23 protein-coding genes are annotated in these 26,059 nt (G+C 57.6%); 14 read left to right on the top strand and 9 right to left on the bottom strand.

Translation table 11 applies throughout. The features are described 5' to 3' along the window. Nucleotides 1-53: 53 nt before the first annotated feature. Nucleotides 54-1,400, bottom strand: a complete 1,347-nt coding sequence (locus ACQY1L_RS06520; protein WP_430243422.1) for a polysaccharide biosynthesis/export family protein — start codon at nucleotides 1,398-1,400, stop codon at nucleotides 54-56. Nucleotides 1,401-1,512: 112 nt separating this feature from the next. Further along, entirely contained in the window at nucleotides 1,513-2,667 is a 1,155-nt protein-coding gene (locus ACQY1L_RS06515) for a glycosyltransferase (RefSeq protein WP_430243420.1), read from the bottom strand. A gap of 309 nt (nucleotides 2,668-2,976) precedes the next feature. Here ACQY1L_RS06515 and ACQY1L_RS06510 point away from each other — a divergent pair, with 309 nt between their 5' ends. The 4 genes from ACQY1L_RS06510 to ACQY1L_RS06495 all read left to right on the top strand — a co-directional run bounded on the left by ACQY1L_RS06510 (nucleotide 2,977) and on the right by ACQY1L_RS06495 (nucleotide 8,495). Next, complete coding sequence (locus tag ACQY1L_RS06510; protein ID WP_430243853.1) at nucleotides 2,977-3,624, top strand: sugar transferase; 648 nt, start codon at nucleotides 2,977-2,979, stop codon at nucleotides 3,622-3,624. A gap of 128 nt (nucleotides 3,625-3,752) precedes the next feature. Continuing rightward, entirely contained in the window at nucleotides 3,753-5,774 is a 2,022-nt protein-coding gene (locus ACQY1L_RS06505) for a glycosyltransferase (protein WP_430243418.1), read from the top strand. Next, nucleotides 5,771-7,465, top strand: a complete 1,695-nt coding sequence (locus ACQY1L_RS06500) for an exopolysaccharide biosynthesis protein (protein ID WP_430243416.1) — start codon at nucleotides 5,771-5,773, stop codon at nucleotides 7,463-7,465. Before ACQY1L_RS06505 ends, ACQY1L_RS06500 begins: the two co-directional genes overlap by 4 nt. Before the next feature lie 4 nt (nucleotides 7,466-7,469). Beyond that, nucleotides 7,470-8,495: a glycosyltransferase family 2 protein gene (locus ACQY1L_RS06495; RefSeq protein WP_430243414.1), complete on the top strand. Its 1,026-nt coding sequence runs from the start codon at nucleotides 7,470-7,472 to the stop codon at nucleotides 8,493-8,495. Here the strand turns inward: ACQY1L_RS06495 and ACQY1L_RS06490 are convergent, their stop codons facing one another. Next, entirely contained in the window at nucleotides 8,496-9,932 is a 1,437-nt protein-coding gene (locus tag ACQY1L_RS06490) for an oligosaccharide flippase family protein (protein ID WP_430243412.1), read from the bottom strand. 51 nt (nucleotides 9,933-9,983) lie between these two features. Further along, a complete protein-coding gene (locus ACQY1L_RS06485; protein WP_430243410.1) occupies nucleotides 9,984-11,948 on the bottom strand; it encodes a hydrolase in 1,965 nt (654 codons plus the stop codon). Nucleotides 11,949-12,223: 275 nt separating this feature from the next. Between ACQY1L_RS06485 and ACQY1L_RS06480 the strand changes: the two genes are divergently transcribed. The 5 genes from ACQY1L_RS06480 to ACQY1L_RS06460 all read left to right on the top strand — a co-directional run bounded on the left by ACQY1L_RS06480 (nucleotide 12,224) and on the right by ACQY1L_RS06460 (nucleotide 17,643). Continuing rightward, complete coding sequence (locus tag ACQY1L_RS06480; protein ID WP_430243408.1) at nucleotides 12,224-13,582, top strand: NAD(P)-binding protein; 1,359 nt, start codon at nucleotides 12,224-12,226, stop codon at nucleotides 13,580-13,582. A 34-nt stretch (nucleotides 13,583-13,616) separates the two neighbouring features. Further along, nucleotides 13,617-14,705, top strand: a complete 1,089-nt coding sequence (locus ACQY1L_RS06475; RefSeq protein ID WP_430243406.1) for a glycosyltransferase family 4 protein — start codon at nucleotides 13,617-13,619, stop codon at nucleotides 14,703-14,705. Between the two features lie 285 nt (nucleotides 14,706-14,990). Then, nucleotides 14,991-15,293 carry a hypothetical protein gene (locus ACQY1L_RS06470; protein WP_430243404.1) on the top strand — a complete coding sequence of 101 codons (303 nt, stop codon included), beginning with the start codon at nucleotides 14,991-14,993 and terminating at the stop codon, nucleotides 15,291-15,293. A 614-nt stretch (nucleotides 15,294-15,907) separates the two neighbouring features. After that, the gene (locus tag ACQY1L_RS06465) at nucleotides 15,908-17,056 is read left to right on the top strand and encodes an acyltransferase family protein (protein ID WP_430243402.1); all 1,149 of its coding nucleotides are present in this window, start codon (nucleotides 15,908-15,910) and stop codon (nucleotides 17,054-17,056) included. Between the two features lie 341 nt (nucleotides 17,057-17,397). Beyond that, entirely contained in the window at nucleotides 17,398-17,643 is a 246-nt protein-coding gene (locus ACQY1L_RS06460; protein ID WP_062458038.1) for a DUF982 domain-containing protein, read from the top strand. 31 nt (nucleotides 17,644-17,674) lie between these two features. Here ACQY1L_RS06460 and ACQY1L_RS06455 read toward each other — a convergent pair whose 3' ends face one another. Together ACQY1L_RS06455 and ACQY1L_RS06450 are read right to left on the bottom strand one after the other, a co-directional pair. After that, nucleotides 17,675-18,970: an HlyD family type I secretion periplasmic adaptor subunit gene (locus tag ACQY1L_RS06455; protein ID WP_062580782.1), complete on the bottom strand. Its 1,296-nt coding sequence runs from the start codon at nucleotides 18,968-18,970 to the stop codon at nucleotides 17,675-17,677. A gap of 8 nt (nucleotides 18,971-18,978) precedes the next feature. Continuing rightward, complete coding sequence (locus ACQY1L_RS06450) at nucleotides 18,979-20,754, bottom strand: type I secretion system permease/ATPase (protein ID WP_430243400.1); 1,776 nt, start codon at nucleotides 20,752-20,754, stop codon at nucleotides 18,979-18,981. A gap of 237 nt (nucleotides 20,755-20,991) precedes the next feature. Here ACQY1L_RS06450 and ACQY1L_RS06445 point away from each other — a divergent pair, with 237 nt between their 5' ends. Together ACQY1L_RS06445 and ACQY1L_RS06440 are read left to right on the top strand one after the other, a co-directional pair. Further along, nucleotides 20,992-21,117, top strand: a complete 126-nt coding sequence (locus ACQY1L_RS06445; RefSeq protein ID WP_256413796.1) for a hypothetical protein — start codon at nucleotides 20,992-20,994, stop codon at nucleotides 21,115-21,117. A 77-nt stretch (nucleotides 21,118-21,194) separates the two neighbouring features. Then, nucleotides 21,195-21,374 (top strand): hypothetical protein, encoded by a 180-nt coding sequence (locus tag ACQY1L_RS06440; RefSeq protein WP_430243398.1) that lies wholly within the window; start codon nucleotides 21,195-21,197, stop codon nucleotides 21,372-21,374. A 67-nt stretch (nucleotides 21,375-21,441) separates the two neighbouring features. Here ACQY1L_RS06440 and ACQY1L_RS06435 read toward each other — a convergent pair whose 3' ends face one another. Beyond that, nucleotides 21,442-21,702 (bottom strand): DUF2171 domain-containing protein, encoded by a 261-nt coding sequence (locus tag ACQY1L_RS06435; protein WP_062456750.1) that lies wholly within the window; start codon nucleotides 21,700-21,702, stop codon nucleotides 21,442-21,444. A 203-nt stretch (nucleotides 21,703-21,905) separates the two neighbouring features. On the opposite strand from ACQY1L_RS06435, the gene ACQY1L_RS06430 reads away from it, so the two are divergent. The 3 genes from ACQY1L_RS06430 to ACQY1L_RS06420 are packed head-to-tail and all read left to right on the top strand — an operon-like array spanning nucleotide 21,906 to nucleotide 25,115. Then, nucleotides 21,906-23,192 (top strand): efflux RND transporter periplasmic adaptor subunit, encoded by a 1,287-nt coding sequence (locus tag ACQY1L_RS06430; RefSeq protein WP_430243396.1) that lies wholly within the window; start codon nucleotides 21,906-21,908, stop codon nucleotides 23,190-23,192. Then, on the top strand, nucleotides 23,192-23,929 hold the full coding sequence (locus ACQY1L_RS06425) for an ABC transporter ATP-binding protein (RefSeq protein WP_062456744.1): 738 nt from the start codon (nucleotides 23,192-23,194) through the stop codon (nucleotides 23,927-23,929). The genes ACQY1L_RS06430 and ACQY1L_RS06425 overlap by 1 nt, the downstream gene beginning before the upstream one ends. Continuing rightward, the gene (locus tag ACQY1L_RS06420) at nucleotides 23,910-25,115 is read left to right on the top strand and encodes an ABC transporter permease (RefSeq protein WP_430243394.1); all 1,206 of its coding nucleotides are present in this window, start codon (nucleotides 23,910-23,912) and stop codon (nucleotides 25,113-25,115) included. Before ACQY1L_RS06425 ends, ACQY1L_RS06420 begins: the two co-directional genes overlap by 20 nt. 58 nt (nucleotides 25,116-25,173) lie before the next feature. Here the strand turns inward: ACQY1L_RS06420 and sufA are convergent, their stop codons facing one another. Beyond that, the gene (sufA, locus tag ACQY1L_RS06415; RefSeq protein WP_062580792.1) at nucleotides 25,174-25,566 is read right to left on the bottom strand and encodes a Fe-S cluster assembly scaffold SufA; all 393 of its coding nucleotides are present in this window, start codon (nucleotides 25,564-25,566) and stop codon (nucleotides 25,174-25,176) included. 104 nt (nucleotides 25,567-25,670) lie between these two features. Next, nucleotides 25,671-26,045 (bottom strand): SUF system Fe-S cluster assembly protein, encoded by a 375-nt coding sequence (locus tag ACQY1L_RS06410; protein WP_062456735.1) that lies wholly within the window; start codon nucleotides 26,043-26,045, stop codon nucleotides 25,671-25,673. Nucleotides 26,046-26,059 lie beyond the last annotated feature (14 nt).

Here is a 26,059-nt window from a genome sequence, read left to right as displayed (position 1 = left end):
ATAGTGAATATACTTACTTAGTATACCCCTCTACATTACAGTTGTTTGAACCACTATTGGCCGACCTTCTCGGCCAGTTCGCTTGAGAGGGGCTCACGTGCCCGCTCGACACGCAATATGTCGCCGGGAGCGACGGCGTCGTTGTCAGTAACCTTAAGGTTGCGCAGGACACCGCCAACATGCCTGTCGATCGAGATTGCAAATGTCGGGGAGCCATCGTTGTCGATGGCGGCAAGCGCGGCAGGCGAACGGTTTGCTATGTTTCTGAGGACCGCACGCGTCGTCTGTGCCTTCTCGGTATTCAGTGCCAGCCGACCGCGGAGTTCCGACGCCTCAGTCAAGGCGTCGACGCGATACTTGTCGCGGACCTCGGAGGCGTCATGATCGAACTTCGCGAGATCCTGCTTGGTTTTCACGAGCGCGAGCGAAGTATCGAGGCTCCGGGCCTCGAGGTCTGCAAGATTCTGGCTGGCGCCGATTTGCCTCGCCGACACAGTCAGCCCCTGCGAGACCAGCTTGTTGACGGAGTTCAGATCTTTCGTTGCCATATCGATCTGCTTCTCAAGCGAGATACTCTTCGCTGTCAGAACCTTGATCTGGTTCATCGCCAGGATTTTCGACTGGCTGAGCGACTCGAGTTCGCTATCCATCGAACGGCGGCGGGTCTCGAACAAGGAGTTCTCTTCCTCCATCATTTTCGCAACCAGCGGATTTTCCGAGCGAGCAAGGAGATCAGTCGGGAAGGTAATCGTCTCGCTACCGCTCAGGACGGCATCGACCCGAGCCTTCCTTGCCGCAAGAGCCATCCTTTCGGCGTCGAGGCTGCGCAGATCGCCCTGGCTCAGCAAGGCGTCCCGCTGGATACCCAGCGTATTCGGATCGGAAGGCCCCAGCCCCCCGGCCATGCTCAGCGCCTGGAGAACCGTCAACCCCGGGCTATAGCTATATTTCCCAGGGGTGGCGACGAGTCCGCTGATGAAGAAGGGTCGATAGGCCGCAACTTCGAGCGAGGCATTCGGCTTTTTCTGAAGGCCAACCTGCTTCTGCAGCCGCTCCCCGATTGCATCCGCGACCGCTTCGACGGTCTGACCAGCCGCTGGGATCGTTCCGACGATCGGAAGCGAGAGGTTTCCGCCTGCGGAGACCACGAATTCGCCCGACAGAGGCGTCCATTCGTAGGTCGTCCCTGTGCTCGGACGCCACTCGAAGACACGAACCTTCAGCGTATCGAGAGGGCCAAGCACATACTCGTCCGCACGGGAACTGGTTACGAAGCCGGCCACGATCGTAGTGGCGATGGCAATGACAGCCCCGACCTTCGTCGAGACATGCCTCGGTGCAACAGTATGAGCGGAGGCGTTTTTGCGGTTTAGGGAGGCTTTCGATATCCAGAATTTCATTGTCAGGTCAGCTCCAGCTCATTGACTTGCATTTCCGTCGAGCGGACCAATCAGGGACCGGAGTGTTCGCGATCTGGCCACTTTTTCGGAACCGTAAAAGACGTTTTTGCTCTCAGACCCCTTCGAGAGTACGAACCAGCACCGGCGCCGGTCGGGGGCGCTCGGCAGGGCCTGGAACGCTTCTCGCAAGCGAACACGCGGCGAAATCCGAGAACTTGTCGATGAACGCCTGGGTCTTGAATTCCCCTGCCCGCGCGACAGCATGAGCCGGATCGAAATCCATCACCTCAAATCGCTCGATCGCATTGGTAACCGCATCGATCGACTGCTCGTCGAAGAACGTGCCAGTTCGGCCTTCGATCACTGTCTCTGTCGCACCTCCCCGCCCGAAGGCAATGACGGGTCGCCCGCTTGCCATCGCCTCGAGGGGGACGATGCCAAAATCCTCTTCACCGGGGAATAGGAGGGCCCTGCAGCGGGCGTAATGGTATTTGAGGACATCGAAGGGCTGGGGGCCAAGAATTTTCACGGTAGGACCAGCGATTTTGCGCAGGTGTCCGAGCATTTCCCCTCCGCCGATAACGACGAGTTCGGCCTTCATCCGATTGCAGGCTTCGACTGCAAGATCGGGTCGTTTGTAGGCGACGAGTTCGCCGACCATCAAGTAATTGCTGCCAACCTCATCGGCTCCCACCGGCTGGAAGGCGTCTGTGTCTACCGGCGGATGGATGATCTGGGCGTCCCTGCGATAATAACGCTCGATCCGTTGCGCAACCGTGGCGGAATTCGCAACAAAACTATCAACCCGGCTGGATGTACCGACGTCCCAGGCTCTCAGATAATGCGCAAAGGGCGGCATCAGCATTCGGGATAAGTATCCAGATCCGGAATAGTACTGGTTATACATGTTCCAGATGTATCGCATAGGCGAGTGGCAATAGCAGATGTGATGCGCCGATGAATTCGGAACAATCCCCTTGGATGGCCCGGATTCGCTGCTGATGACCAAGTCGTACTTGCTCAGATCCAGCTGCTCCAAAGCCATCGGCATCAGCGGAAGGTACTTCTTGTACAATTTCTTCGCATAGGGAAGATCATTGATAAACGTCGTTTTGATTGTGCGAGCATTGAGAGCGACGGAGACAGCAGATCTATCATACACGTGCGTGTAGATGTCCGCCTCGGGATAGATCTTGCAAAGGGCCTCAAGGACCTTTTCTCCCCCGCGCATCCCAACAAGCCAATAGTGAATGATCGCAACGCGCATACTATGAAACCTTCCATTCTATTGAGCACTGCAAATACGATTACGAATCTCACAAGCATAGATATATTTATTAATACTTATAGATATATACTATTACGCGAAATAGATTACAGATTTGCTATTTACATTTTTTATATTGGCTCATAACAAAAGTGTTGTCAAACAGTATACTAATTGTTAACTTTAGTATGTATTCCGCAATTGGGTTAGATCGCTATTAGTAGAGTCGATAAGGAGATACATATGGATGACGCCCAGATCGGCGCGAGGATGAGCCGGGGTCTTTCTTCTCCCTCGCGCCTCGGCAACATGGCTGCAACTTCGGAAGACGAAGCAACGCATCCAATGTCCTCGGGTTTGAAATACGCCCTCGACGTCATGATCGCTTCGATCGCCTTGATAGGCTTTGCCCCGCTTCTCGTGATGGTGGCGATCATCCTCCTCGTTCTGCAGGGGCGACCGATTTTCATCGCGCATCGACGAATTGGCCAAAACGGAGTCATGTTTCCGTGCCTGAAGTTTCGTTCCATGGTGAACAACGGCGATGAGGTTCTGGCGCGCCATCTGGCCGAAAACGCTCAGGCCCGGCTCGAATGGAACACCACCCGCAAGCTCAGGGACGACCCGCGTATTACACCTTTCGGTGCGTGGCTACGTCAAAGCAGCGTCGATGAAGTACCGCAGTTGTTCAATGTGCTAAGGGGGCAGATGAGCCTGGTGGGTCCTCGCCCGATCGTGCGCAGCGAGGCCGAACTGTTCGGTCATTACTTCAACCATTACATCCGGGTTCGGCCCGGCCTGACAGGGCTTTGGCAGATCAGCGGCCGAAGCAGCCTTGCTTTCAGCGCGCGTGTCGAGCTCGATGTGCGCTACGTCGAGCAGCGCAGCCTTTGGGGCGACATCGTCATCATTGCAAAGACCGTGCCGGCTGTTCTAAAGGCACGCGGAAGTTACTAAGCCGCACTGACGGATATCGACGATATTCCACCGTCCGATGCAGAGCCTCCCTTGATCGCGGTGAGCGCACCGTCACGAGCGGCGTTCGTTCGCTGACACACAGTCCTCGAAACCAGCAAGGAGCTGCAATGCAGCAGTCCTCGTTTGCCATCAACGGCCGATTTCTGACCCATAATGCGACCGGCGTACAGCGTTACGCGATGAACGTCGTCCGCGCGATTGATGCTCAGGTTCCAGCAAACAAAACCATTCGGCTTGTCGCTCCGAATGACGCGCACGATCCAGAGCTGGAACGGATCAAGACGTCGCGCTTCGGGCCTCTCAGCGGCCACCTGTGGGAACAGACAACGCTGCCTGCCCGCTATAGAGGCCCGCTTTTGAACCTCTGCAATACGGCGCCTGCGTTGAAAGCCGACCAGGTTGTGTGCATTCACGACGCGAACATATTCTCGGCTCCTGACAGCTACAGCCGGAGCTTTCGCGAACTCTATAGTCGGCTTCAGCCGGTGCTCGTTCAGCGGTCCGCGCGTATCGTGACCGTATCTCACGCCGCAGCGCGTCAGCTGGCGCGCCATCTCCCGATTGAAGCCAAAGACATCGCCATTCTTTCCAATGGGCATGAGCATGCCCTTGCGTGGAACTCGGCTCTCGCAAATACCGCACCTCTCCTCGTTGAGTCTCGAATAGCCAGTCGCGGGCGTGCGTTCATTGTGGCGATCGGTTCGCAGGCGCGTCACAAGAACCTTATCCTCCTGATCGAGATGGCCGAGGCTCTTGATCGGCTTGGGATCGACATTGTCGTCGTCGGCGGGGACGCCGGAATATTTGCACTCAGCGACCAGCAGAGCCGTCCGAACGTCCACTGGCCTGGCCGGTTGGCGGATGACGATCTGGCCTACCTTCTCGAACACGCGCTCTGCCTTGCGTTTCCATCTCTGGCAGAAGGCTTCGGGCTGCCGATCGTCGAAGCGATGGCGCGAGGGTGCCCGGTGATATCCTCGGACTGCGCAAGCATGCCCGAAGTATGCGGCGATGCGGCTCTGCTCGCCTCACCCCGGGTCGCTCGTCAGTGGCTCGATCATATCAAGACCCTGCAGGGCTCGCAGCAACTGCGCGCAGATCTGATCGGTCGCGGCCGTGATCAGATCCAGAAGTTCACATGGCGAGAAACCGCAAGCCAGTATCTCCAGCTGATGGAGCACATGCCAGCGCCCTGCCGAAAGTCGCCAGTTCCGACCACGCCCACGCGAACCAGCGTAGTCATCGCGACGCGCGGCAGGCCCAGCATCGTGGAGCAGACAGTCAAGCACCTGTTGGACAACCAAAGCCAGAAGCCGTTGGAACTGATCGTTTCCTGCGTCGAGAAATCGGACGCGGGCAGTCTCGTCGACGACCATCGTGTGAAAGTCCTGACCGGACCGGCTGGGCTGGCGGCGCAACGGAATACCGCGTTGGCCGCTCTGTCCGGTGAAGCCGAGCTAGTCGTGTTCTTCGACGACGACTTTGTCGCCCATCGAGACTGGATCGCAAGTGCGGGACAGGCATTCAGGGACGAAAGCCAGGTTGTCGGGTTTACCGGGCGCGTTGTTGCAGACGGTATCCGCGGCCCGGGGATAACGTTCGACGAGGCGGTGACGGCTGTCGCCAACGCGCGCCGCGGCGTCGGTTCGTGGCAGGAACCGTTCAGCCCGTATGGGTGCAACATGGCCTTCCGGATCAGTGCGATTGGTCCGCTGCGGTTCGACGAACGGCTTGTGCTCTACGGGTGGCTCGAGGACCGGGACTTCGCGGCGGCGCTATCGAAAGCCGGCGGCCGCCTGGTGAAGTCCGACGATGCGATCGGTGCCCACATGGGCGTGAAGAGCGGTCGCGTCAGTGGCCGGCGACTTGGCTATTCGCAGGTCGTCAATCCGCTTTACATGCTGAGCAAGGGCACGATGAAACCCAGAGAGGTCATCACCCATGTTGCCTGCAACATGGCGATCAATCTCGTACGCGCAGCGCGGCCAGAACCCTTTATCGACAGGCGTGGACGCGCTGTCGGCAATCTCGTCGCGATTATGGACATCGTCCGCGGACGCCTGCAGCCGGAACGCGCAGCGTTTTTATTCGTGAATAAACCGGTTCTTCAGTCAGGGGTGAACGCATGACCTTCAACATTCCCGGTCCTCCTCCCCGATCTTCTCGGCTGTGGCGTATAGAGGACGAACCGGTCCAGCTGCCCCAAGATCCTGATGGACCGCTTGCACTCCTGCGGCTGGCGAGCGATATCGCATGGGAACACAAACTCAGGATTGCCACGTCCTTCGCCGCGGGCATTCTCGTTGCGGGACTGTATGCGCACTCATTGCCCCGTATCTACGACGCTACTGCCACCATCCTCCTGGAACCGGGGCCGCTTTCCCTGTCTGGTCCGGACGCGGTTGCGAGGCGGGATCTTGACTTGAACCGGGCAGATAGCGAACTGCAGATCATTCGTTCTGAACGTTTGTTGTCAACGATCTTCAATAGCCTCAATCTCCAGTCTGTTCCCGAGCTTGCTCCGCAGCCACCCGGGCAACTGTCTTCCATTGTCGACTTCGGAGCCTCCGTGCTCGGATCCTTCTCAGGGTCCGAAACCGTGGCAGATCGCGGCAAGATGGATCGGGCCGCCCCCGATGCGATTGAGCGTGGAGAATCTGCCGAAAAACGCGCTGCGTTTTCTGGATTCACGCACCGGCTCGACGCGCGAAGGGTAGGATCCTCCTACGTGATCGAAATTGAATATCGGTCGTCGGATCCTGCTCTGCCCGCCCGGGTCGCCAATGCTGCTGTATCCGGCTATCTCCTGCAATCGGTTTCATCGAAATACCAGATGGCGAAGGTTAGCCCTGAGGCTCTTCAGGGACGTATCGATTCCCTCGCCATGCAGGTGGAGACTGCGAGCAAGGCCATGCAGAATGGCACCCTACCGAATGGTCCGACTCCGGACGCGGACGCCCGTATCATCGGCGCCGCCCTGCCGCCCCTAGCGCCCTCCAGCCCAAGGACGACCTTGATCACCGCTCTCGGCGGCCTTCTGGGTCTCGTCGGCGGCCTGCTAACGATCGGTTTTGGCATCGCCTTCGATCGGAAGGTGCGAAGCGCTAAAACGTTGATCGCCGAAACACAGGTGCCATGCCTCGCGACGGTTCCAGCCCCCAGCGGACTGAAGGACATACCCTGGCGCAGTCTGAACCGTAAATCGTTCAGATATGCCAACGCCATCCGTGATCTTCGCACGGCAATCGACATAGCGTGTGCAGCACGGCGCCGCGAAGGAAACATGGTGATCGCTCTTGCCGGAACGCGGCCAGGCCGTGGGGTTTCCGAGCTGGGACTCAGTCTAGCGCAGATGATCCACCGGGGAGGACGTCATGTGACACTTTTCCATTCGGGGATTCCCGCCTTGGATCATCGAACCGCGAAAAAGGCAGAGGACAGAAGCACAGCTCCATTGTCGCTTGCGGACGCGGCTGCGCGAAACCTACCAACACAGAAGGTCGAGTTTCGGAACCTGGACGGTCTGGATACGATGCGTATCCTTTCTGACGACAGGCGGGCCAACCTTTTCGCCGACTTCCGTTCCCCGGCCGTCGTCCGCATCATCGAAGACGCGCGCATGAAGGGCGATGTCGTTCTCGATCTGCCAAACCTGCACGGCTCTCTGGATGCGCTTGCGCTCGCCTACCACGCCGACGTTACGCTCGTGGTTGCCACAGCCGGTCGATCCCGGGTCGACGAGGTGAAAGACGCAGTCCAGAACATGCGGCGGGCAGGCGTGATGACGGTTGCGACCGTGTTGAACCTGGCAAAGGCCTGACGAGATGCAGGTATCCACCCCCTCGATCTCGCCCTCGATTTCTATCGTGATAACCTGTTACAACTACCAGGAGTATGTCGGGCGCGCGATCGACAGCGTCCTGCGGCAGACGCGCCAGGACTACGAGTTGGTCGTCATCGACGACGGATCGACGGATGGCTCGTGGGACGCGATACAGAAATACGGAGTCCGCGCTTACAGGCTGGCGAACGGCGGCCAGAGGAAAGCTTGCATTTTCGGTGTCGAGCAGACAACCGCCCCGTTCATCCTTTTCCTGGATGCCGACGACGAACTACTTCCTCACTGCGTCGAAACTGTTCTGGCTCACCTCGACGACAACGTCTCGAAACTGCAATTTCCGCTCCTGCGGATTGATGGTGATGGCAATGTCATCAGCAAGGCAATGCCGCCGCTCAAAAGCTTCCGCAGCAACACCCTTGGTCAAAGCATTCTCAGGACCGGCGTCTACCAGACACCACCGACTTCGGGGAATGTGTTTCGGCGCAACTTGTGTTCTTTTCTCGAAGCGGCCGACTATGACCGCGCTGTTGACGGCATAATGCTGTTCGCAGCTCCTTTCTTCGGCGAGGTCGTTAGCCTTTCCGAGGAACTTGGTCTGTACCGCGTTCACGGCCGCAACTTCACGAACTTCAACAGGGCTCTTGATGCCAAGGCGCTGCAGTTCGACATCACTCGTTTCGAAGCCAGGCTGGCGCAGTTGCAGCAAATCCTGAAGCCTCTCGGACTCGACAAGAAGCTTATCGACGCGACGAAAACGTTCTATGTCTTGGAGCGGAGCGTCTATCTGGACATCGCGAACGGCAGCCGCGTCTCGATTAGACGCCTGCTGAAGCTGATCGTCATGGTGTTGCGGGGCCGACAGCCCTGGCGCACAAAACTCTCGATGTCCTTGTTCTTCATCATTGCCGCGACACTGCCGAACAAGCCTGCCCGCCGCTGCGTAGAGTATCGCCTGAAGGCCTCCCAGAGATCCCTGTCCGGTCTGATTCAGGCCGCCATGAATAGGTAGTCAGAGGTTCAGGAACTCGGGACGCCCGCTGGCAAGCGTAAGCCTCAGTCCGAGTACGAACAACATCCCGACATAAGTCGCCGCACCGGCGACAGCCACGAGCCCGAGTTCCAGGACGCTGATCATCTGCCACTGGTCAACTTCACGTCTGAGGATCAGCACGATCACGGTCATGACGAAAGCAGCAACCAGCACCTTCCAAAGATTGGCAAGCTGCTGCCGGACATGCAAACCAAGCATCTTGCGAAGCGTCAAAACGTAAATCCCGAACATCGTAAACGACAAGGCCACCCTTGCCAGCGCCGCACCTTCGGCCGCCAGGAAATGATAGCCAACGGTTATGAAGGCAGTCCTGAACGCGAGATCGATAGTATTGAGGCGCAGGATGATATGGGGCCGGTCGACCGCCAGGCATACGGAATACAGTGTCTGGAAATAGGGTATCGGAACCATCGCGAGTGCAAGAAGGCTAAGGAACGTCGCGGCTTCATTCCATTGGGCGCCCAACATGACGCTCGTCGTGAGGTCCGCTGTCAACGAGATACCCACTGCCACCGGTACTGAGATCATCATGGCGAAACGAGATGCTTTCAGGAAAGCCCTCTGCAACCGAAGCCGGTCGCTCGCGATACGCGAGAATGCTGCCATCACCGGCTGGAGAGCAGGACCGACGATCGTCTGCGTCGGCAGAACCGACAGGTCGTTGGCGACGGAATAGCGTCCGAGAACCGTGCTGCTGGCCCACGCCCCGAGCATGAAGCGATCAAGCTGCCAGTTCAGTGCTGACACGAGTTGCGCAGAGCTGAACCATCCGATGAACGAAGCAAAGTCCCTGAACCGCACCAGTGTCAGCGAGGGCCGATAGGGCGCGAACAGATAGGATATCAAAGTGCCGGCGACCGCCGAAGCGACGAAGTTAGCGGCGATTGCCCAATAGGAACCTCCCATCAGCACCACGGTCGTCGCCGCTGTGAATGCGCAGACCTTCCCCAGCGTCTCGAGCATGAATGTCGGCAGATAGTTGATGTCGCGTGCAAAATAGATCATTGCGGGGGACGCAAACCCTTTCGCCGCCGGCCCAATCACAAGCACGCTCGCCAGCGCGATAAGATTTTCGTTGTGATTGTATGCCGCATACGGCCAGGCAACGAGCATCACCACCACCGCGATGAACACGCTGCGCATCAGGGCCAGCGTAAAGCCTGTGTCGAGATGCGACTTATCGATCGTCGGTAACCTGATCAAAGCCTGGGTGACCGGAACTTCAAGGACAGTGTCAACGACCATGACCAGGGCCATCGCAAGAGCCGCAATCCCGAACTCTGAAGGACTGAGCATGCGAGCAAGGATGAGAAGCGTGAAGAAGTCGATGAAGCGTCCTATGAAGCGGGAAAACACGAGCCAGCTCGCGCCTTTTAACGTCGTGGTCGCCAGCATGCGCTACCTCACTCGTACAGAAAATCGCTGGGTATCATCATCGCTGGTCGTCTATCTCAAGAAGCGCTCATTGAGCCCGCGGATAATGTGGGTCATCTCCAGAGCACCGAGCAAGGCCGGCCTCAATCTCGGGAAGTCGCGGGCGATCGCCCCCTCCCTCCACATTTGAGACTTGATGCGCGCGATTTTTTCCCCGACGCTGCTGGTCGTTGCACCGGCGACGACATCCTTCGTTTCGGGCCGTCCAAAATCGATCGAGCGAGGCCCGACACCCAACACGCTTATATCCGACGGGCTCGGATTTGTGATCGCTCTGCGGAGCCTGAACCATGCCCGATCGACATCCGAAAAAATGGAGGTGCCGTCCACGAGCCGGTCGATATAGTCAATCGCGCCGGCTAGGAGCGGGTTGCCGGCGGTCGCATCGATCGCACCGTAGCGGATGTCACCACCATTGCCGGCAACGCGGCCATCAAAGCCGACATGAAGCTGGCGCACCGAAGCCGTCCTGGGTTCGAAGAGGCTCTCCACCAACTGCCAGTATCGCAGGACCGAGCTTCGCGGCTGCAACAGGTTGTAGCTGTCTTGCTCGACGACGAGACCGGCAACTCTTGAAAAATGCTGAACGCTCAATTTCTTGTAGTTGCTGCGGGCAAATTGGATCGTCTCAAATCGCTGGTCGGGAAAACCAGCGGCAAGAAGACGTTGCGTGCTTCCGTATAGGCCGGTGTCGCACAAGATCATCCGTGAGCCGAGCGCGCCGATATCGGATAGGTGCTGCTTGAACAAGTCGTTCTGATAGGCGATGTCACCCACCACTCGCGTTCCCGGTTCGGTATCAAGCAGTTCAAAGAAACGCTCTCGCGCAAAGTCGCTGCGCCAGGTGTCGGGTAGATCATGTTCCCTAGACGCGAGCGCACGCGCCACGTCAGCGAACGTGTCCCCGCTGAACTCGCGGCTCAGCTCATCCAGCACTGCATTGTCTCGTGTGATAACGGCTGAACGCGCGGCAACCAGCCGCGAAACAAGCAAGTTCTCCCTCTTTGCGGAACAGGGGAGCGAAAGACGGTCGATCAGTCTCTCATAGGCGTGGCGGATCCCTATACCGCCCCTGGCGCAGAAAAGAACCGTTGCGTCTGACGAAGCACTCGCCTGCTCGCAGTACAGCCAGATCCTCAAGCAAAACTCGGCCACGATCGGGCCGAAGACATCGCGACCAAAAACGAAGGCATCGTTTGCGGCACCGGGAGAAACCGAATTGCTCGCCAGCCTTTTTTTCGTCCAACGACTGACCTCGGTCACGGCACCGTCTGCCTTCGCCAGCAATCGAGCCCTGGAGCTTTTCGGTATATGGACCGCATTCCACCCCATTTGCTCAGGCACACGTTTGTCAGCTTCGAAATCGTCGCCGATATGAATCGAACGGTTTGCGGCTACACCCTCCCTCTTGAGCACTTCAGCGAAGAGCGCACCTTGGCGTTTCGTCAGTTTCTCGTCGGCACTGGAATAGATACGATCGAGCAGGCCAGGCCCGTGAAAATGGTCGATGAGCGACTGGACCTGCACGCCCGAAAGGCCTGTATCGCTCACTGCGACGACACGAATTCCCATGCTGCGATATCGGCGCAGACGCATCGCCAGGACGCCGTTGGCGAAAAGAACTTTTCTCTCGATTTCGAGCTCGATGGCCATCCGTTCATCGACGAGATCCAGCGGTAGCCCCAACATGGAAAGCTGCCGCTGTACGATGTCGATCAAGCGGACCTCCCCGCTGCCCTCGCCCTTGTTCAGGGCGCGATAAGCGCATCGTTCAGCCGCCAATCTCGCATCAACCAGAACGGACGCATCTACGGGGCGACCACGCAGCCTAAGCCTGCTGGCGAAAATGGCTTCACCCGCCGCCGTTCGGGACCGTTGAGATTTTCCCTTTCTGAGCAGAAGCGTGTCGAACACGTCGGTAGATATCAGATCTATGCCAACGAGCGAGCTGTCGAAATCCAGATTTCTCTGTAACAATGCGCACTCCTAAAGCAAATTCGACTAACCACAAATATTATCAAACAAATCTAGGGAAATGTACCCATCATTCACATTGCGGGATTTTAGTCTTTAAATATAGAAATGTCAAATATATCAAGAATTGAAACTTTATTATTGCATATACATAAAATAGAAGTTACATTAAGGAAATATTTTATCTGTAGGCTTTCGTTTCGACGAAAATCCTAGAAAATCAGAAGTTCTTTACCGAGAATTCCGATTAGGCCAAACTCCAGTCACATGGTCGCTCGATGGTTGATGCAGCCCTCTTCTCACCGCCACTGCCTGTCGAATTGGAAGCGTACGATGCGGTGATCCTCGGCGCCGGAATTTCCGGACTGGTTTCTGCATCCGTGCTTCTCAAGCAGTCTCCCGGCATCAAACTGCTTGTTATCGACGAATACGACCATCTCGGTGGCAACCATATCGACTGGTCTGCGAACGGCTATACGTTCGACGTCGGCAGCCTGATTTTTCAGGACGACTCACCTCTGCTTGCCCATTTTCCTGAGTTGCTCGATCTCTATGTGCCTATCAAACCCACATGGGGGCGACTGAACCCTCAAGGAATGATAACTGCCTACCCAATCTCCGTCCGAGACGACCTGCTCCGCGCCGGACCAATCGGCCTGCTGAGGATCTTGACCTCGCTCGTCAACGCAAGACTGAGACAGCGGGAGATGAAAAATGCCAAGGATTTTGCCGCCTACTGGTTGGGCGAATATCTTCTGCAGCGCTCGGGTCTCCTGTCCTACATGAAGCGGTTCTACGGAGTGCCTGCGGAAGACATTGATCTGGACCTGGCGCGGAAGCGCATGCTCTGGATTAGCGAGCACGCATCACTGCGAAATCAGGTCAGGCGGTTGTTCAGGCGACGAGTAAAGCCTCGCCGGCGCAACAGACAGATGGCGCGCCCCCGAGCCGGGTTCGCCACGCTCTACGAGGTGGCCGCCAGGCAACTGGAACAGCGTGGTGCTACCTTCGCTCTGTCGACCCAGATTTACTCCCTGTACAAAACATCGACAGGTTTCTGCGCAACCCTGAGAGACAAGGCGATCATGGCGCCGCGGGTTATTTCCACGATTCCTATTCCGAAGCTTGAGGAAATTTGCGCGATGTCCAACGCGCAGCAGCTTGGAACTATCACTTTAATCAGCCTCTATTTCAGTTTCTCGGGCAAGCGAGGCTTCGATGACTCGATCATCTACAATTTTTCGCACGACGGTGCGTGGAAGCGCCTGACCGTTTACTCGGACTTCTACGGTACGGCCAATGGCAGAGAATATTTCGCCGTGGAGGTCATCGCAAACCATGTCGCCGACTCGGTCACACTTGCAGAGGCGGATTTTCGCGAGCACGTCCGCGTCAACGGACTATTCTCAGGCGATCTCGTGCTGGAGGGCAGCCACGTTCTCGATAACGCTTACCCGATCTACAGCAAAGGCGCGGCAGACGCCGCATTCTCGAGAGTCGCAAGGCTGGCCGAATTCGGCGTCGAATCCCATGGCCGACAGGGCGCGTTCAATTACCAGCCTACAGCCAGGGTTTCGACGCTCGACGCCGAAACGTCTGTTCTTGCCCATAGGCAGACAACGAGCGGCAAAGAGTGATTTGAAATTTCGGCGCCTTGAAACGGAGACTGGCATGCGCATCCTCCACGTCATCAACCATACTCAAAAACTGAACGGCAATGTCCATGCCGCTATTGACCTGGCTTGTGCCCAGCGGAAGCTGGGGCACGAAGTCTCCATCGCGAGCGGTGGCGGGGATTTCGACGATCTGCTTTCCAGCATGGGCATTGAAACGGTCACCGTCAACCACCGGAGACGACCTGTGTCGATCATGAGGGCTGTCGCCGATCTAAACCGGTATGTCGGCACATTCCGGCCGGACGTCGTCCATGCCCATATGATGACCAGTGCCGTTCTGGCCGTTGGAATCTGCCGGGCAAGGCGCGTTCCTATTATCACCACGGTTCACAACGCGTTCGAGAAAAGCGCCGTCGTGATGAAGCTGGGAGACAGGGTGATCGCGGTCAGTGAGGCCGTCGCGGTTTCCATGAATAAGCGGGGAGTACCCGCGAGCAAGTTGTGTGTCGTGTTGAACGGAACCATCGGCTCTCCCCGGTTGGATACACGTGACCGCGCGTCGGTTACACTTGCCGGACCCAGCATTCTGTTTGTCGGCGGCCTGCATCCGCGAAAGGGATTGCCTGATTTGCTGGAAGCCTTTCGCTCGGTGAGGCTGAAGTACAAAGACGCCCGCCTATACGTCGTTGGCGGAGGGCCGTACGAGGAAGCCTACAAAGCGATTGTCAGGGATACGGCCCAGGAAGATGCTGTTACCTTCATCGGACCCGTTCGTGATGCGTTTCCATACATGATGGGTGCGGACATATTTGTACTGCCATCCCATGCAGATCCCGCTCCGCTCGTACTGCCCGAAGCACGAGAAGCACGCTGCGCTGTGGTCGGCACAGATGTGGATGGCATCCCACAGCTGCTGGAATACGGTGCCGCCGGAATCATCGTTCCTCCAAAGAACCCCGAAGCATTGGCAGCCGTACTCGATGACCTCGTGAAATCACCCAGCCTGGTGCAAGAGTGGCAGACCAGAAGTCAGTTCCGCATAGAAAACATGACAATCGATCGCGTTGCGACGGAGACTATGGAAGTCTATTCATCTGCACTGTCGGTACGATCCCGTCGTCCCACAGTGGCCGTGCCCGCCTGACACTTCGCTGGCTTATGCAGCTACCGATCAGAATAATGTTACGATCGGAAATCAATATCCGCGGAGCTTACACTATACATAAAGGTTCACTAGGACAACTTATCGTATATTGAACTATATACTAATATATAAATCTAGAATTATCAATATTAGGAAATCATAAAAGTTTATCAATTGAGAGGAAGCAGGTCTGATTTTGATACATCTGCATCACTGTATTTTATTGTATTTAACCTCATTGACTAAATTCTAATCGTGTAGTTTCCTATGGTATCTAACGTAGGGATGACTAAAATGGAACAGCGATATAAGATACCGTTGGCGCCTTCATCTGCGCTTGGAGCACAACGTCTCGAGAAATGCCGCAAAGCACTCGCGCCCGCTTTCGACGAACTGATAAAGCGATCCGCCGATGCCGGGTGGCAGGACTGCGAAGTTGCCTTGGCTATCGCAGACATTTCTGACCGTCATATCGAAGATCTGGCAAAATCGCTCGATTTCCGCCGTGTGACGCAGAAGGCGAAAAAAATTAACGCAGTTTCCGGACCCAGTTCGCTGGAGCGAGACCGCCAATGCGCTGAACCCTAAAACTTTGACGACAGCGTAACCCGAAAAAATCCGTTTCGCTCGATTGTCTCCGTATAAAACGACCTCCCGTCACACCTCGATCTTACGAGTATTCACCCTCCCGAATACTGAGGAAGAGATGTGACGAGGGTCCTCTGCCAAGCCCGCGGATCAATGTCTTGAGCGTGCTGCTGGCATGCGGCTCGGCATGATGGAATAACGCCGTCACTCGGGTCGAGCTAGCGCTTCCTCAAGACCAAGTACACCATGCCCAAGAAGTAACCTACCTGAATGAGAGCGTGGCATGCGATCGCAAAGCCGACTGCAGTGATCCATCGCCCAGTATAGCTGTAGGTAATAACTCCGAAGGTGAGCGAAGCCACCATAGCATGCAGCAACGCTGCGGGAGCCATCATAAATTTCGCCACCACTCGACGCATAAATAACTCCCCAAGCTCCAAAAGACCCGTAATATTAAACCATAAAACTAGGGTTAGTCATAATATATAAAATTTAAATCGTAAACTGTGCACTATAAAATAAAAATGACTATAGTTGCTATTTGTTATTTCTGAACATACTCTGATATATACTGTAAGGATTGGGCGAGAGATTGAGCAGGCAATAGCGTTGTCATGTCGGGGTCAGAGATGCCACAGCCTCGTTTCAGAAGCCTCGATGGGTTGAGAGGCTTCGCTTGCTTGTCGGTGACGCTGTTTCATTTTTTCAGCGCCTTTCAACCCAGATTGATATCGGAGCAGAGCGTTGCGCCTTACTGGATATCCGACACTCCTCTCGGTATCTTTTACAACGGCGGCTTTGCCGTAGCGGTGTTCTTTGTGCTCTCCGGGTTCGTCGTTGCGTCCGCTTCGGCGTCACGGAAAAGAAAGCTGAGTATCACCGTCGCGCGGCGTTACTTTCGACTAGCGTTGCCGAGTGCGGCCAGTGCCGTCATTGCCTGGTCCTTGTTGACGCTTACGGCAGGCACGCTACCAGACGTCCAGGCGGCTCTCACCCACCCTTGGATGACGTTCGTTTTAGCCCATGACAGACTCCCGAACCTCTTCAACGCCGCGCTAGAGGGCGGACTGTATGTCTTCGTCGAAGGTTCATCACTGCTCAACAACGTTCTGTGGACGATGAAGATCGAACTGCTCGGATCGGTTGCGATCATAGCGATCTATGCTTTCGTTTCCGGTAAAGCGAGAATTACGCTGCTCATTCTGCTCGCGGTAGCGGCATGCGCCTTGGGTCGGCCCGAGTATTCAGCTTTCATGGCTGGCGCTCTCCTGCGTGAGTGTCACGCAGCCGGACGGCTCACCGGATCGGGCTCTCTTGCAATCTTCCTATTCGCTATTGTCGTCGGAAGCTCGACAAAGGGGTTCGGAGATCGGATTGGGCTCAGCTTGCCCATGACATTCGCTTTGGGCGAGCCGCACAAATTCTGGCATACGCTCGCAGCTGTCGGGATGGTTTATTGCGCCATCGCCAGCGTCCCGATAAGCCGCTTTCTTTCAATCCGCCCGCTTATGTTTCTCGGGAGGATCTCGTTTGGCCTCTACCTGGTTCACGTTCCTCTCCTATACAGCCTCGGGGCGATTGGTTATCTCCAGTTCGGTCACGAAGGCCCCCTGGAATTGATGACGCTTGCAGTCTTGGCAATCTCAGTCTCGATCATTGCAGGTTACCTATTCACTGTAATCGTCGATGAACCCACAATTTCCGGACTGGCTAAACTCGATCGCCTCCGGCACGGGCTTGGCCCCGATGGACGGCACGCATAAGGTCAAAGCCGCAATCTCAAAACTCACGGTTAAGCTTCCCTGACGTAAATATGACCTGGCGCGTCGTGGCAGCGAGCGAGGGGGGGAGCATCTGTCTCGTAAGGATGAACCAAATCAATTATTTAACAGACATCCTTCCCGGATTGACGGGGGTGGCGGCGTCGACTAAGTTCAGGAAAATGGTAAGGCGACCGACCTTTAATCAGTAGGTCGAGGGTTCGAACACCCTGCGCTCTCACCATTTATCCAGATAATGTGGTGAAACTCGACGCTGGCGAAGATGGACTTCAGATGTTCCGTAGTCTTCGACCTGCATCAAATCATGTGAAATTCCCCCGATGATGAACAACCCTTGGTCAAAACCTGTCGTCGTCCTGATTGGCGAGCCGCCTGTCGAAACGACAGTCGAAACGACCCAGGCTGCGGCCTGGGCGATGATCGAGGACTGGCCTGTCGAAGACGGTCCGCTGATCGACCGTGCGCTGATCGTGTGCGCCGAAGTGGATGGTGGAAAACGCAAGCCGGAAGACGCCCGTGCGGCCTTCGTCGCTGCTGCCGAGGAAGCCGGCGTTCTCGTCAGCGCCTGAGGCCAATAGCTGCCTATTGGTCGCTTTCCGCTCACTCGTCACGGAACGTGTGGTTGATCTGATCCATCATCGGCTTGGTCAGATAGGAGATGACCGACCGGTCGGCGACCTTGATAAACACCTCCGCGGGCATTCCTGGATAGAGCGACAGGCCCTGTAACCGCGCGATATCGCCTGCATCAGGCGCAATCCGCACGATATAGGAGGCAGCGCCGCTACGCTGATCGACAACCGAATCGGGCGAGATTGACGAAATCTTGCCCTGGACTTCAGGCGTGGTCTTCTGGTCGAAAGCGCTGAAGCGGATGTCGACACTTTGCCCCACGCTCAATTGGTCGATGCTGCGCAAAGCGACCTTCGCCTCGACCGTCAGGCTGCGCGTCTCCGGCGACAGCAGCATCAGCGCCTCGCCCGGATTGGCAACGCCGCCCACCGTGTGCAGCGCCAGCTGATAGATGTAACCGTCAAGCGGTGCGCGAACGTCGAGACGGTCGAGCTGGTCCTGTATGGCGATACGGCGTTCTTCTGATTCGGCGATCTTTGCCTCGACATCGGTCAGGTCACGCGCGTTTTCCGTCTGCCTGTCTTCGTCGAGCTGCAGGATCTGCAGGTTGATCTCGTTGATGCGGCCATGCGCCTGCGCCCGCGTCGCGATCATCCGTCCGCGATTGCCGTCAAGCTCGGCGCGCTGGCGCTTCAGCGTGTTGACACGCTGCATCGTCACGAGCTGCTTTTCGTAGAGCGAGCTGATAGCCGTGTGTTCCTCATCGATCAGCACGATCGAATCGTCGATCGACTTGATCTGCAGTGTGGCGCCCTCAATTTCTTCGGCCAGCTGGCTCTTCCGCTCGGCGAGCTGCTTCTTCATACCTTCGAGCGAGGCGCGACGGCTGAGGAAGAACTGCTGTTCGCCTTCGATCAGGATGCGGTTCGTCTGGGAATTGATACCTGCGGCCTCGGCTTCCTTGACCGTGAAGTTCTCCTCACCGCGGCGTTCCGCCTGCAACCGCGCGCGCCGCGCGTAAAGCTGTGCCAGCGTGCTGTTGGTAATGCCGAGATTGGATTTGAGCGACGTGCCGTCCAGCCGCAGCAGGACGTCCCCAGCTTTGACATGCGCGCCTTCCTTCACGAGCAGCTCGGAGACAATACCGCCGGTCAGGTGCTGCACCTTCTTGGCATTGTCCTCGATCACGACACTGCCTTCGGCCACCACCGCATTCGACAATGTCGTGCTGAGTGCCCAGCCGCCGATGCCGCCGACGAGCAACACGCTCAACGTCGATACGAGCAGGATATGGCGCTTCAGCGAACGCTCGGCTGTTGTCATCTTGAGACCTATTGCCTTATCTGTTCCGGGCTTTCCCCGACGACCTTGAGCGGCGAACTTCTCTCGTTCGGCTGGTTCTCGCGCCGAAGCACCTTCGAGAGCACCTCGTCCTTGGGACCAAAGGCCGCAAGACCACCGTCCTTCATCATCAGCACGAAATCCACCGCCGCGAGCGCACTCGGGCGGTGCGCAACCACGATCACGATGCCCCCGCGTTTGCGGATGCCGATGATCGCGTCCGTCAGCGCGACCTCGCCTTCCGAATCGAGATTGGAATTGGGCTCGTCAAGAACAACCAGAAACGGCTTGCCGAACAACGCACGCGCAAGCCCGATGCGTTGGCGTTGACCGGCCGAAAGCATGGAACCGCTCAAGCCAATATCGGTATCATAGCCGTTCGGCAGGCGCAGGATGAGGTCGTGGACGCCTGCAGCCTTTGCCGCCTCAATGACATCGGCCGCATCAGGGTTTTCACGAAACCGCGCAATGTTGTCCGAAACGCTGCCCGCAAAAAGTTCGATCTCCTGCGGAAGATATCCGAGATGGCGACCACGGTCCTCGTCGCTCCACTGGTCGAGCGCTGCGCCATCCAGCCTGACACTGCCGCGATAGATCGGCCAGACGGCCGTCAGAGCCCGCACGAGCGATGATTTGCCGGATGCACTCGGTCCGATCACGCCGAGAGCGCTGCCGGCCTGAAGCGTAAACGATACATTGGAAATCACCAGTTTCTGCAGCCCGGCCGGGCCGCTCGAAAGGCTCTCCACCGCCAGACTTTGCTTCGGTGCGGGCAGCGACAGAGGCATATCGGCCTCCGGCAGAGCATTGAGCATATGCCGCAACCGTTTCCAGGCCTGCTGGGCCGAAACGAAGCCGCGCCAGTTTGCAATCGCCTGCTCGACCGGGGCGAGCGCGCGGGAGGTAAGGATGGACGACGCGATGATGATGCCGCCGGATGCCTGGTTTTCGATGACGAGCACCGCGCCGACGGCAAGGACTGCCGATTGCAGCGCGATGCGAAAAATCTTGGTAACGGACAGGTATCCGTTCGAGGTATCGGAATTGGTCTGATAGCTGCTGCGATAGTTGGCGTTTGTCGCAGTCCATTGCCGTGAGAAGTCGTTTGCCATGCCCATGGCCTCAATGACTTCGGCATTGCGTTGTGCCGCCGAAAGAAAGGCGCTGCGCTGGCCGGTCAGTTCGTGCACTTTCTTGGCTGAAACCTGCGTGCTGCGATTGGTGAGGTAGGTGAGCACCATCAGGATGAGCGCCCCGCCGACTGCCATATAGCCGATGACCGGATGAAACAGAAAACAGATGGCGACATAGAACGGCAGCCACGGCAGGTCGAAAAAGGCCGGCGGCCCCGCGCTCGAGACAAACGAACGGACCTGGTCGAAATCCTTCATGATCGAAAGACCGTCGATCGACGCCTTCGTCTTGACCGGCGCCTTGAGCATCATCTTGAAAACCCGCGACCCCATCGTATCATCGATGATGCCGGCAATCCTTGTCAGCATGCGGCTGCGGGTAAGCTCGAATGCGCCTTGAAATAGATACAGCATCAATGCCAGCAAGCTGAGCGCGATCAGCGACGGGATGCTGCGGCTTGGGATGACCCGATCATAGACCTGCAGCATGAAGAATGAGCTGGTGAGGTAGAGCACGTTGACCAGTCCGCTCGCGACCGCGACCGCAACGAGACCGGTTCTGCTCCGCGCAATGGCTTCGCTCATCGGATCTTTGGTGGCTTGCCTTGAGGATCCCGAAGCGGTTTCGGCCATAATGCGCAATCCTGATGCAGGGATCACACCTATTACCCGTAACGGGTTTAAAGTTCAATAAAGCCGCGCGGCAGACAGATCGCTCCGGCATAAGTGCCCCGCTCTCGTCCAAGGACGTGCCGGGGCAAACCATTTGTCAATCAACAATCCGCAAAGTTCTTAAATCGGCGGCTATCACGAATTGGTTTACGGAACCTTACTCCAGGACCGCCGTTCTGACGGCAAAGGAGTCTCAGCATGAGAATAGTCTTCGTCGCTCTTATCGGTTCGGTCCTCAGTATTCTGGTGTTCAAATATTCTGATCACTCGCTTGGTGATACAGAAATACTCGCGTCTCCGACCCAGTTGTCGGCTGCCAACTAGGATCATCACACGGAGGACAAGGACCGGCTTACATCATCGCGATCTCAAGCGATCGCATCACGAGAGGAAGTGCAAGCATGACCGTTCGTAATATTCTGCTGGTATGTTGTTCAGCTGCTGTTGGTGCCGTCTTTGTAATTCTTGTTGGCATTCCAAGCACGCCTGTTGCGCACGAGAAATCCGCTCGCTTGAGTGGCGCCGCGACTGAAACGGCTTTTCTTCCCGAGCGCTTCGGGGTCCCCCATCCAACCCGTTGAAATTTTTGATGCGTAAACAAAAAAGGCCGGCGTCAGAAACGCCGGCCTTTTTGCATGCTGAATTGCTTCAGTGGATCGGCTTGCCGCCGTCTTCTTCTTCGAACGTCACTGCGACGTCACCATCTGCAGAGAGACGAACCTTGTCGCCTTCTACATCGGCAACGAGTTCAAGCGAAATGAAATGGTGATGGCCTTTATGGCTCCCCTCACCGCTATCCTTCTTGGTCAGCTTGATACGGTTTCCTTCAACGCGGTCAACCGTTCCGATGTGGACGCCGTCCGCACCGATCACTTCCGCATGTTCCTTGATAAGGGCGACATCGATCATCTGAGTTCTCCTTTGTGTGTTCAGCCATAACGCACAACCGCGAAGTTCGATGCAGTGCCTCCGATACATTACCGACATTTAAGTTGGCCACCGGCTGCTTTCATGCGAATGCCTCGTTCCAGAGTTGCAAAGCCGCGGTTTCGACGCGATCCCTCGCTAGACCGGAACGGCTCGCGCTATTTCCACCGCATCGAGGATAGCCATTGAACGTCCAGTCCACTCCCCCAGCCAGCCGTAAACAGGATGCGCCTGATCTCGCCGCAATCCTTGCGTCTTCGGGCAAGCGGAAAAAGCGTGGACGTTGGTTTGTCTGGCCTCTCCTCATCCTCATCGCCGCCGCAGCCCTGCTGGCTTACTCCTATTTCGGCAGCAGCGGCCCGCGATACGATTACACGACGCAGGCAGCAAAGCGCGGCGATCTCGCAGTGGTTGTCACGGCCACCGGCTCCGTCCAGCCGACCGATCAGGTGGACATATCGAGCGAGCTTTCCGGCACGGTCAGGAAAGTCAACGTGACCTATAACAGCGCGGTCAAGGCCGGCGATGTTCTGCTCGAACTCGACACAAGCAAGCAGGAAGCGGACGTGCAGAGCGCGCGCGCTCAACTTGCATCGGCGAAGGCCAATGTCCTGAAGGCCGAGGCAGAAGCGGCTTCCGCGAAGATTTCATTCGACCGCCTGACGGCACTCGTCGCCAATCGCATTTCCAGCCAGCAGGATCTGGATGCGGCGCGCTATGCCTACGAATCGGCGGTTGCGACGAAGGACATCAATCAGGCCGCGATCCTGTCTGCCGAAGCAAGCCTGAGGCTCGCCGAGGTCAATCTCGGGAAACTGACGATCGTGTCCCCGATCGACGGGATCGTGCTGACCCGCGAAGTCGATCCGGGCGCAACGGTCGCCTCTTCGCTCAATGCACCGGTCCTCTTCACAATCGCCGGCGACCTCAAGCGCATGGAACTCCAGGTCTCCGTCGACGAGGCGGATGTCGGTCAGGTCAAGGATGGGCAGCCGGCGCGCTTCTCTGTCGACGCCTATCCAGAGCGGAGCTTTCCGGCCACAATCGAGACCGTCCGGTTCGCGTCCGAGACAGTGTCCAACGTCGTCACCTACAAGGCGATCCTGACCGTCGACAATGCCGATCTGCTGCTGCGGCCGGGCATGACCGCCACGTCAGACATCACGGTCCAGTCGGTCAAGGATGCGCTGCTTGTCCCGAACGCTGCGCTTCGCTACTCGCCGGCCGCCACCGCACGGCAGCGCGGCAACGTCCTCTCCCGGCTGTTCTCGCCGCCGCGCCCCTCGCGCAATCGCAATCGTGGCGAACAGGCAGCAAACAACACGCGCACTGTCTGGGTACTTCGAAACGGTGAAGCCCAGCGCGTGCCGGTCGAAACCGGGCCGACCGATGGCCAGTTCACGGTGCTGAAATCAGGCGAAATCCGCGACGGCGATGAACTGGTGACGGATGCCGTCGCAAGGGCGCAGTGATGGACCTCGCCGTCACGCCTGCCCCCCTCATCGCATTCGACAAGGTCTCGAAGTTCTACGGGCGCGGCGAAGCGACGATCCGGGCGCTGGACCAGATCGACCTTGCCATATCCGCCGGGGAATTCGTGTCGATCATGGGACCCTCCGGTTCCGGCAAATCGACGGCGATGAACATCATCGGCGGGCTCGATATCCCCTCATCCGGCGAGTTTCTGTTTCAGGGCGTCCCGACATCAGATTTCAGTCGCGAGCAGCGCACACTTCTGAGACGTCACATGCTGGGCTTCGTGTTCCAGGGGTTCAATCTTCTCGCCCGCACATCGGCCGTCGAGAATGTGGAACTGCCGCTCGTCTATCGCGGCATGGCCCATAAGGAGCGACGTGAGCGCGCAACCGCAGCACTGGCGCAGGTCGGCCTCGCCGGACGCGAAGGCCATACCACCCAGGAACTGTCAGGTGGTCAGCAGCAGCGCGTCGCGATCGCCAGAGCCATTGTCACCGATCCGGCCGTGCTTCTCGCCGACGAGCCGACCGGCAATCTCGACACCAAGACCAGCATGGAGATCATGGATCTGATCACCCGGCTCAACCGCGACAACGGCATTACCGTCATCATGGTCACCCATGAGGAAGACATCGCAGCCTACGGGTCGCGTCTCTTGCGCTTTACCGATGGTCACCTCGTCTCCGACGAACCCAATCTCGAAAGGGCAAGCCATGCTGCTGGAAGCCGCTAAGCTCGCCTGGCGGGCAATCAGCCGCAATCTGCTGCGCTCCTTCCTCACGGTCCTCGGCGTCGTGATCGGCGTCGCCGCCGTCATCGCGATGGTGACGATCGGCAATGGTACGACTGCGAAGGTCCGCGACGAACTCTCCCGCCTCGGCACCAACACGCTGTTCATCCGCCCCGGTCAGTGGGGACCGGGACGCGCGAGCACGGAAGCCAAGCGCTTCAACGACAAGGATGTGCTGGCGATCAAGGAGCAGGTCTCCGGCCTTCGCGGCGTCGCACCGATCAATCGCGGGACTGCCACGGTCATCGCCGGCGGCGCCAACCATTCGTCGAGCGCGGTCGGCACCACCAACGACTATTTCATCGTGCAGGATTGGGATATGGCGCTCGGCCGCAATTTCAATCCGAACGAGGATCGCGGCAGCCATGCCGCCTGCATCATCGGCGAAACCGTCCGCAAGCAGCTCTTTGGTGCCGCTAACCCGGTCGGACAGCTGATCCGGGTCAGCAACATCGCCTGCCCGGTCGTCGGCGTTCTCGCCGTAAAGGGTCAGTCCGGAATGGGTGACGACCAGGACGACACCGTCATCATGCCGCTGAAACTGCACCAGCGCCGGATCGGTGGAACGACGACGATCTCCAGCATCGTTATCTCTGCTCAGGACGGCATCTCGACCGCCAAGGTCCAGTCGGACGTCGAAGGCCTGTTGCGTGAGCGGCGCCGCATCGCGATCGGACGCGATGACGACTTCTCCGTCAACGACATGTCGCAGATCGCGGCGGCGATGACGGGAACGACGGTTCTGCTGACAGGCCTTCTCGGTGCCGTAGCCGCCGTCAGTCTTCTTGTCGGCGGTATCGGCATCATGAACATCATGCTGGTCTCGGTCACCGAGCGCACCCGTGAGATCGGCATCCGGCTGGCGATCGGCGCGCTCGAAAGCCAGGTTCTCCGGCAGTTCCTCGTGGAGGCCGTGATGCTGTCGATCTTCGGCGGCGTGACGGGCATCATAACAGGCCTTGCACTCGCCTACGGCGTCGTCAGCTTTCTTCAGGTGCCGTTCGTTGCCAGCCCGACGATCATCCTTATGGCCTTCGCCTTTTCCGCAGCGATCGGCATGATCTTCGGTTACTTCCCGGCCCGACGGGCAGCCCAGCTCAACCCCATTGAGGCTTTGCGCCACGAATAGACAGCGCAATAAAAAAGGGCCTCGCGGCCCTTTCTCTTTAAAATCTGAATTTATCGCCTCAGGCGGCCGGAGATTGCGTGGTGCGCTGCTGCGCGAGCGCCGCCAGATCCGCAGGCTTCAGTTCGACCGATTCGCCGCAACCGCAGGCCGATGTCTGGTTTGGGTTCACGAAGGTGAAGCCGGATCGCATCTTGGTGGTCTCGAAATCCATCTGTGTGCCGAGCAGGTAAAGAACGGCCGAAGGCTCGATCCACACCTTGGCACCATCCCGCTCGATCAGGTCGTCCTTGGCATTGGGCACAGTCACGAGATCGATCGTGTACTCCATGCCGGCGCAACCGCCCTTCTTGATACCGACGCGCAGGCCAAGCGCATCGGGACCGGAGTTCGAGGTGATCTGGTTGACGCGCTGTGCAGCAGCGTCGGTGATCGTCATGACAGCAAAGCCCATGGCATTTTTTCCTTCCACGACCGGGTTCAAGGCCCGGTGTTTCTAGACCTGGTGTTTCGAGATTACGTCTCGTGATTCCAACTTAGTACCGGTGCCTTAACCGATCAATACCACCCGACAGCAACCTGCGCCTCTTCGGACATCCGCTCCGGCGTCCATGGCGGATCGAAGGTCATCTCGACTTCTACGCCGGACACGCCTTCGACGGCGCCGACGGCATTTTCCACCCAGCCCGGCATTTCGCCGGCAACCGGGCAACCGGGCGCTGTCAGCGTCATCATGATCTTCACCATCCGGTCGTCCTCGATATCGACCTTGTAGATCAATCCGAGTTCGAAGATGTCGGCCGGAATTTCCGGGTCATAGACGGTTTTCAACGCCGCGACGATGTCGTCGGAAAGCCGCGCCACCTCGTCTTCGGGAATGGCGGACTGGATGATCCCCTCGCGGGCATCCCATTTCGGTATCTGGTCGTCCATGGCCTTCAAAAGTC

This window comes from Neorhizobium sp. DAR64862/K0K3 (assembly GCF_050500185.1).
In the GTDB taxonomy this organism is placed as follows: domain Bacteria; phylum Pseudomonadota; class Alphaproteobacteria; order Rhizobiales; family Rhizobiaceae; genus Neorhizobium; species Neorhizobium soli.
This window is presented reverse-complemented; position numbering and strand designations above follow the sequence as displayed.

Coding starts and splice junctions, on each gene's coding strand:
- ACQY1L_RS06520 (WP_430243422.1), bottom strand. CDS start 1,400: ATGAAATTCTGGATATCGAAAGCCTCCCTAAACCGCAAAAACGCCTCC.
- ACQY1L_RS06515 (WP_430243420.1), bottom strand. CDS start 2,667: ATGCGCGTTGCGATCATTCACTATTGGCTTGTTGGGATGCGCGGGGGA.
- ACQY1L_RS06510 (WP_430243853.1), top strand. CDS start 2,977: ATGGCTGCAACTTCGGAAGACGAAGCAACGCATCCAATGTCCTCGGGT.
- ACQY1L_RS06505 (WP_430243418.1), top strand. CDS start 3,753: ATGCAGCAGTCCTCGTTTGCCATCAACGGCCGATTTCTGACCCATAAT.
- ACQY1L_RS06500 (WP_430243416.1), top strand. CDS start 5,771: ATGACCTTCAACATTCCCGGTCCTCCTCCCCGATCTTCTCGGCTGTGG.
- ACQY1L_RS06495 (WP_430243414.1), top strand. CDS start 7,470: ATGCAGGTATCCACCCCCTCGATCTCGCCCTCGATTTCTATCGTGATA.
- ACQY1L_RS06490 (WP_430243412.1), bottom strand. CDS start 9,932: ATGCTGGCGACCACGACGTTAAAAGGCGCGAGCTGGCTCGTGTTTTCC.
- ACQY1L_RS06480 (WP_430243408.1), top strand. CDS start 12,224: ATGGTTGATGCAGCCCTCTTCTCACCGCCACTGCCTGTCGAATTGGAA.
- ACQY1L_RS06475 (WP_430243406.1), top strand. CDS start 13,617: ATGCGCATCCTCCACGTCATCAACCATACTCAAAAACTGAACGGCAAT.
- ACQY1L_RS06470 (WP_430243404.1), top strand. CDS start 14,991: ATGACTAAAATGGAACAGCGATATAAGATACCGTTGGCGCCTTCATCT.
- ACQY1L_RS06465 (WP_430243402.1), top strand. CDS start 15,908: ATGTCGGGGTCAGAGATGCCACAGCCTCGTTTCAGAAGCCTCGATGGG.
- ACQY1L_RS06460 (WP_062458038.1), top strand. CDS start 17,398: ATGAACAACCCTTGGTCAAAACCTGTCGTCGTCCTGATTGGCGAGCCG.
- ACQY1L_RS06455 (WP_062580782.1), bottom strand. CDS start 18,970: ATGACAACAGCCGAGCGTTCGCTGAAGCGCCATATCCTGCTCGTATCG.
- ACQY1L_RS06450 (WP_430243400.1), bottom strand. CDS start 20,754: ATGGCCGAAACCGCTTCGGGATCCTCAAGGCAAGCCACCAAAGATCCG.
- ACQY1L_RS06445 (WP_256413796.1), top strand. CDS start 20,992: ATGAGAATAGTCTTCGTCGCTCTTATCGGTTCGGTCCTCAGTATTCTG.
- ACQY1L_RS06440 (WP_430243398.1), top strand. CDS start 21,195: ATGACCGTTCGTAATATTCTGCTGGTATGTTGTTCAGCTGCTGTTGGT.
- ACQY1L_RS06435 (WP_062456750.1), bottom strand. CDS start 21,702: ATGATCGATGTCGCCCTTATCAAGGAACATGCGGAAGTGATCGGTGCG.
- ACQY1L_RS06425 (WP_062456744.1), top strand. CDS start 23,192: ATGGACCTCGCCGTCACGCCTGCCCCCCTCATCGCATTCGACAAGGTC.
- ACQY1L_RS06420 (WP_430243394.1), top strand. CDS start 23,910: ATGCTGCTGGAAGCCGCTAAGCTCGCCTGGCGGGCAATCAGCCGCAAT.
- sufA (WP_062580792.1), bottom strand. CDS start 25,566: ATGGGCTTTGCTGTCATGACGATCACCGACGCTGCTGCACAGCGCGTC.
- ACQY1L_RS06410 (WP_062456735.1), bottom strand. CDS start 26,045: ATGGACGACCAGATACCGAAATGGGATGCCCGCGAGGGGATCATCCAG.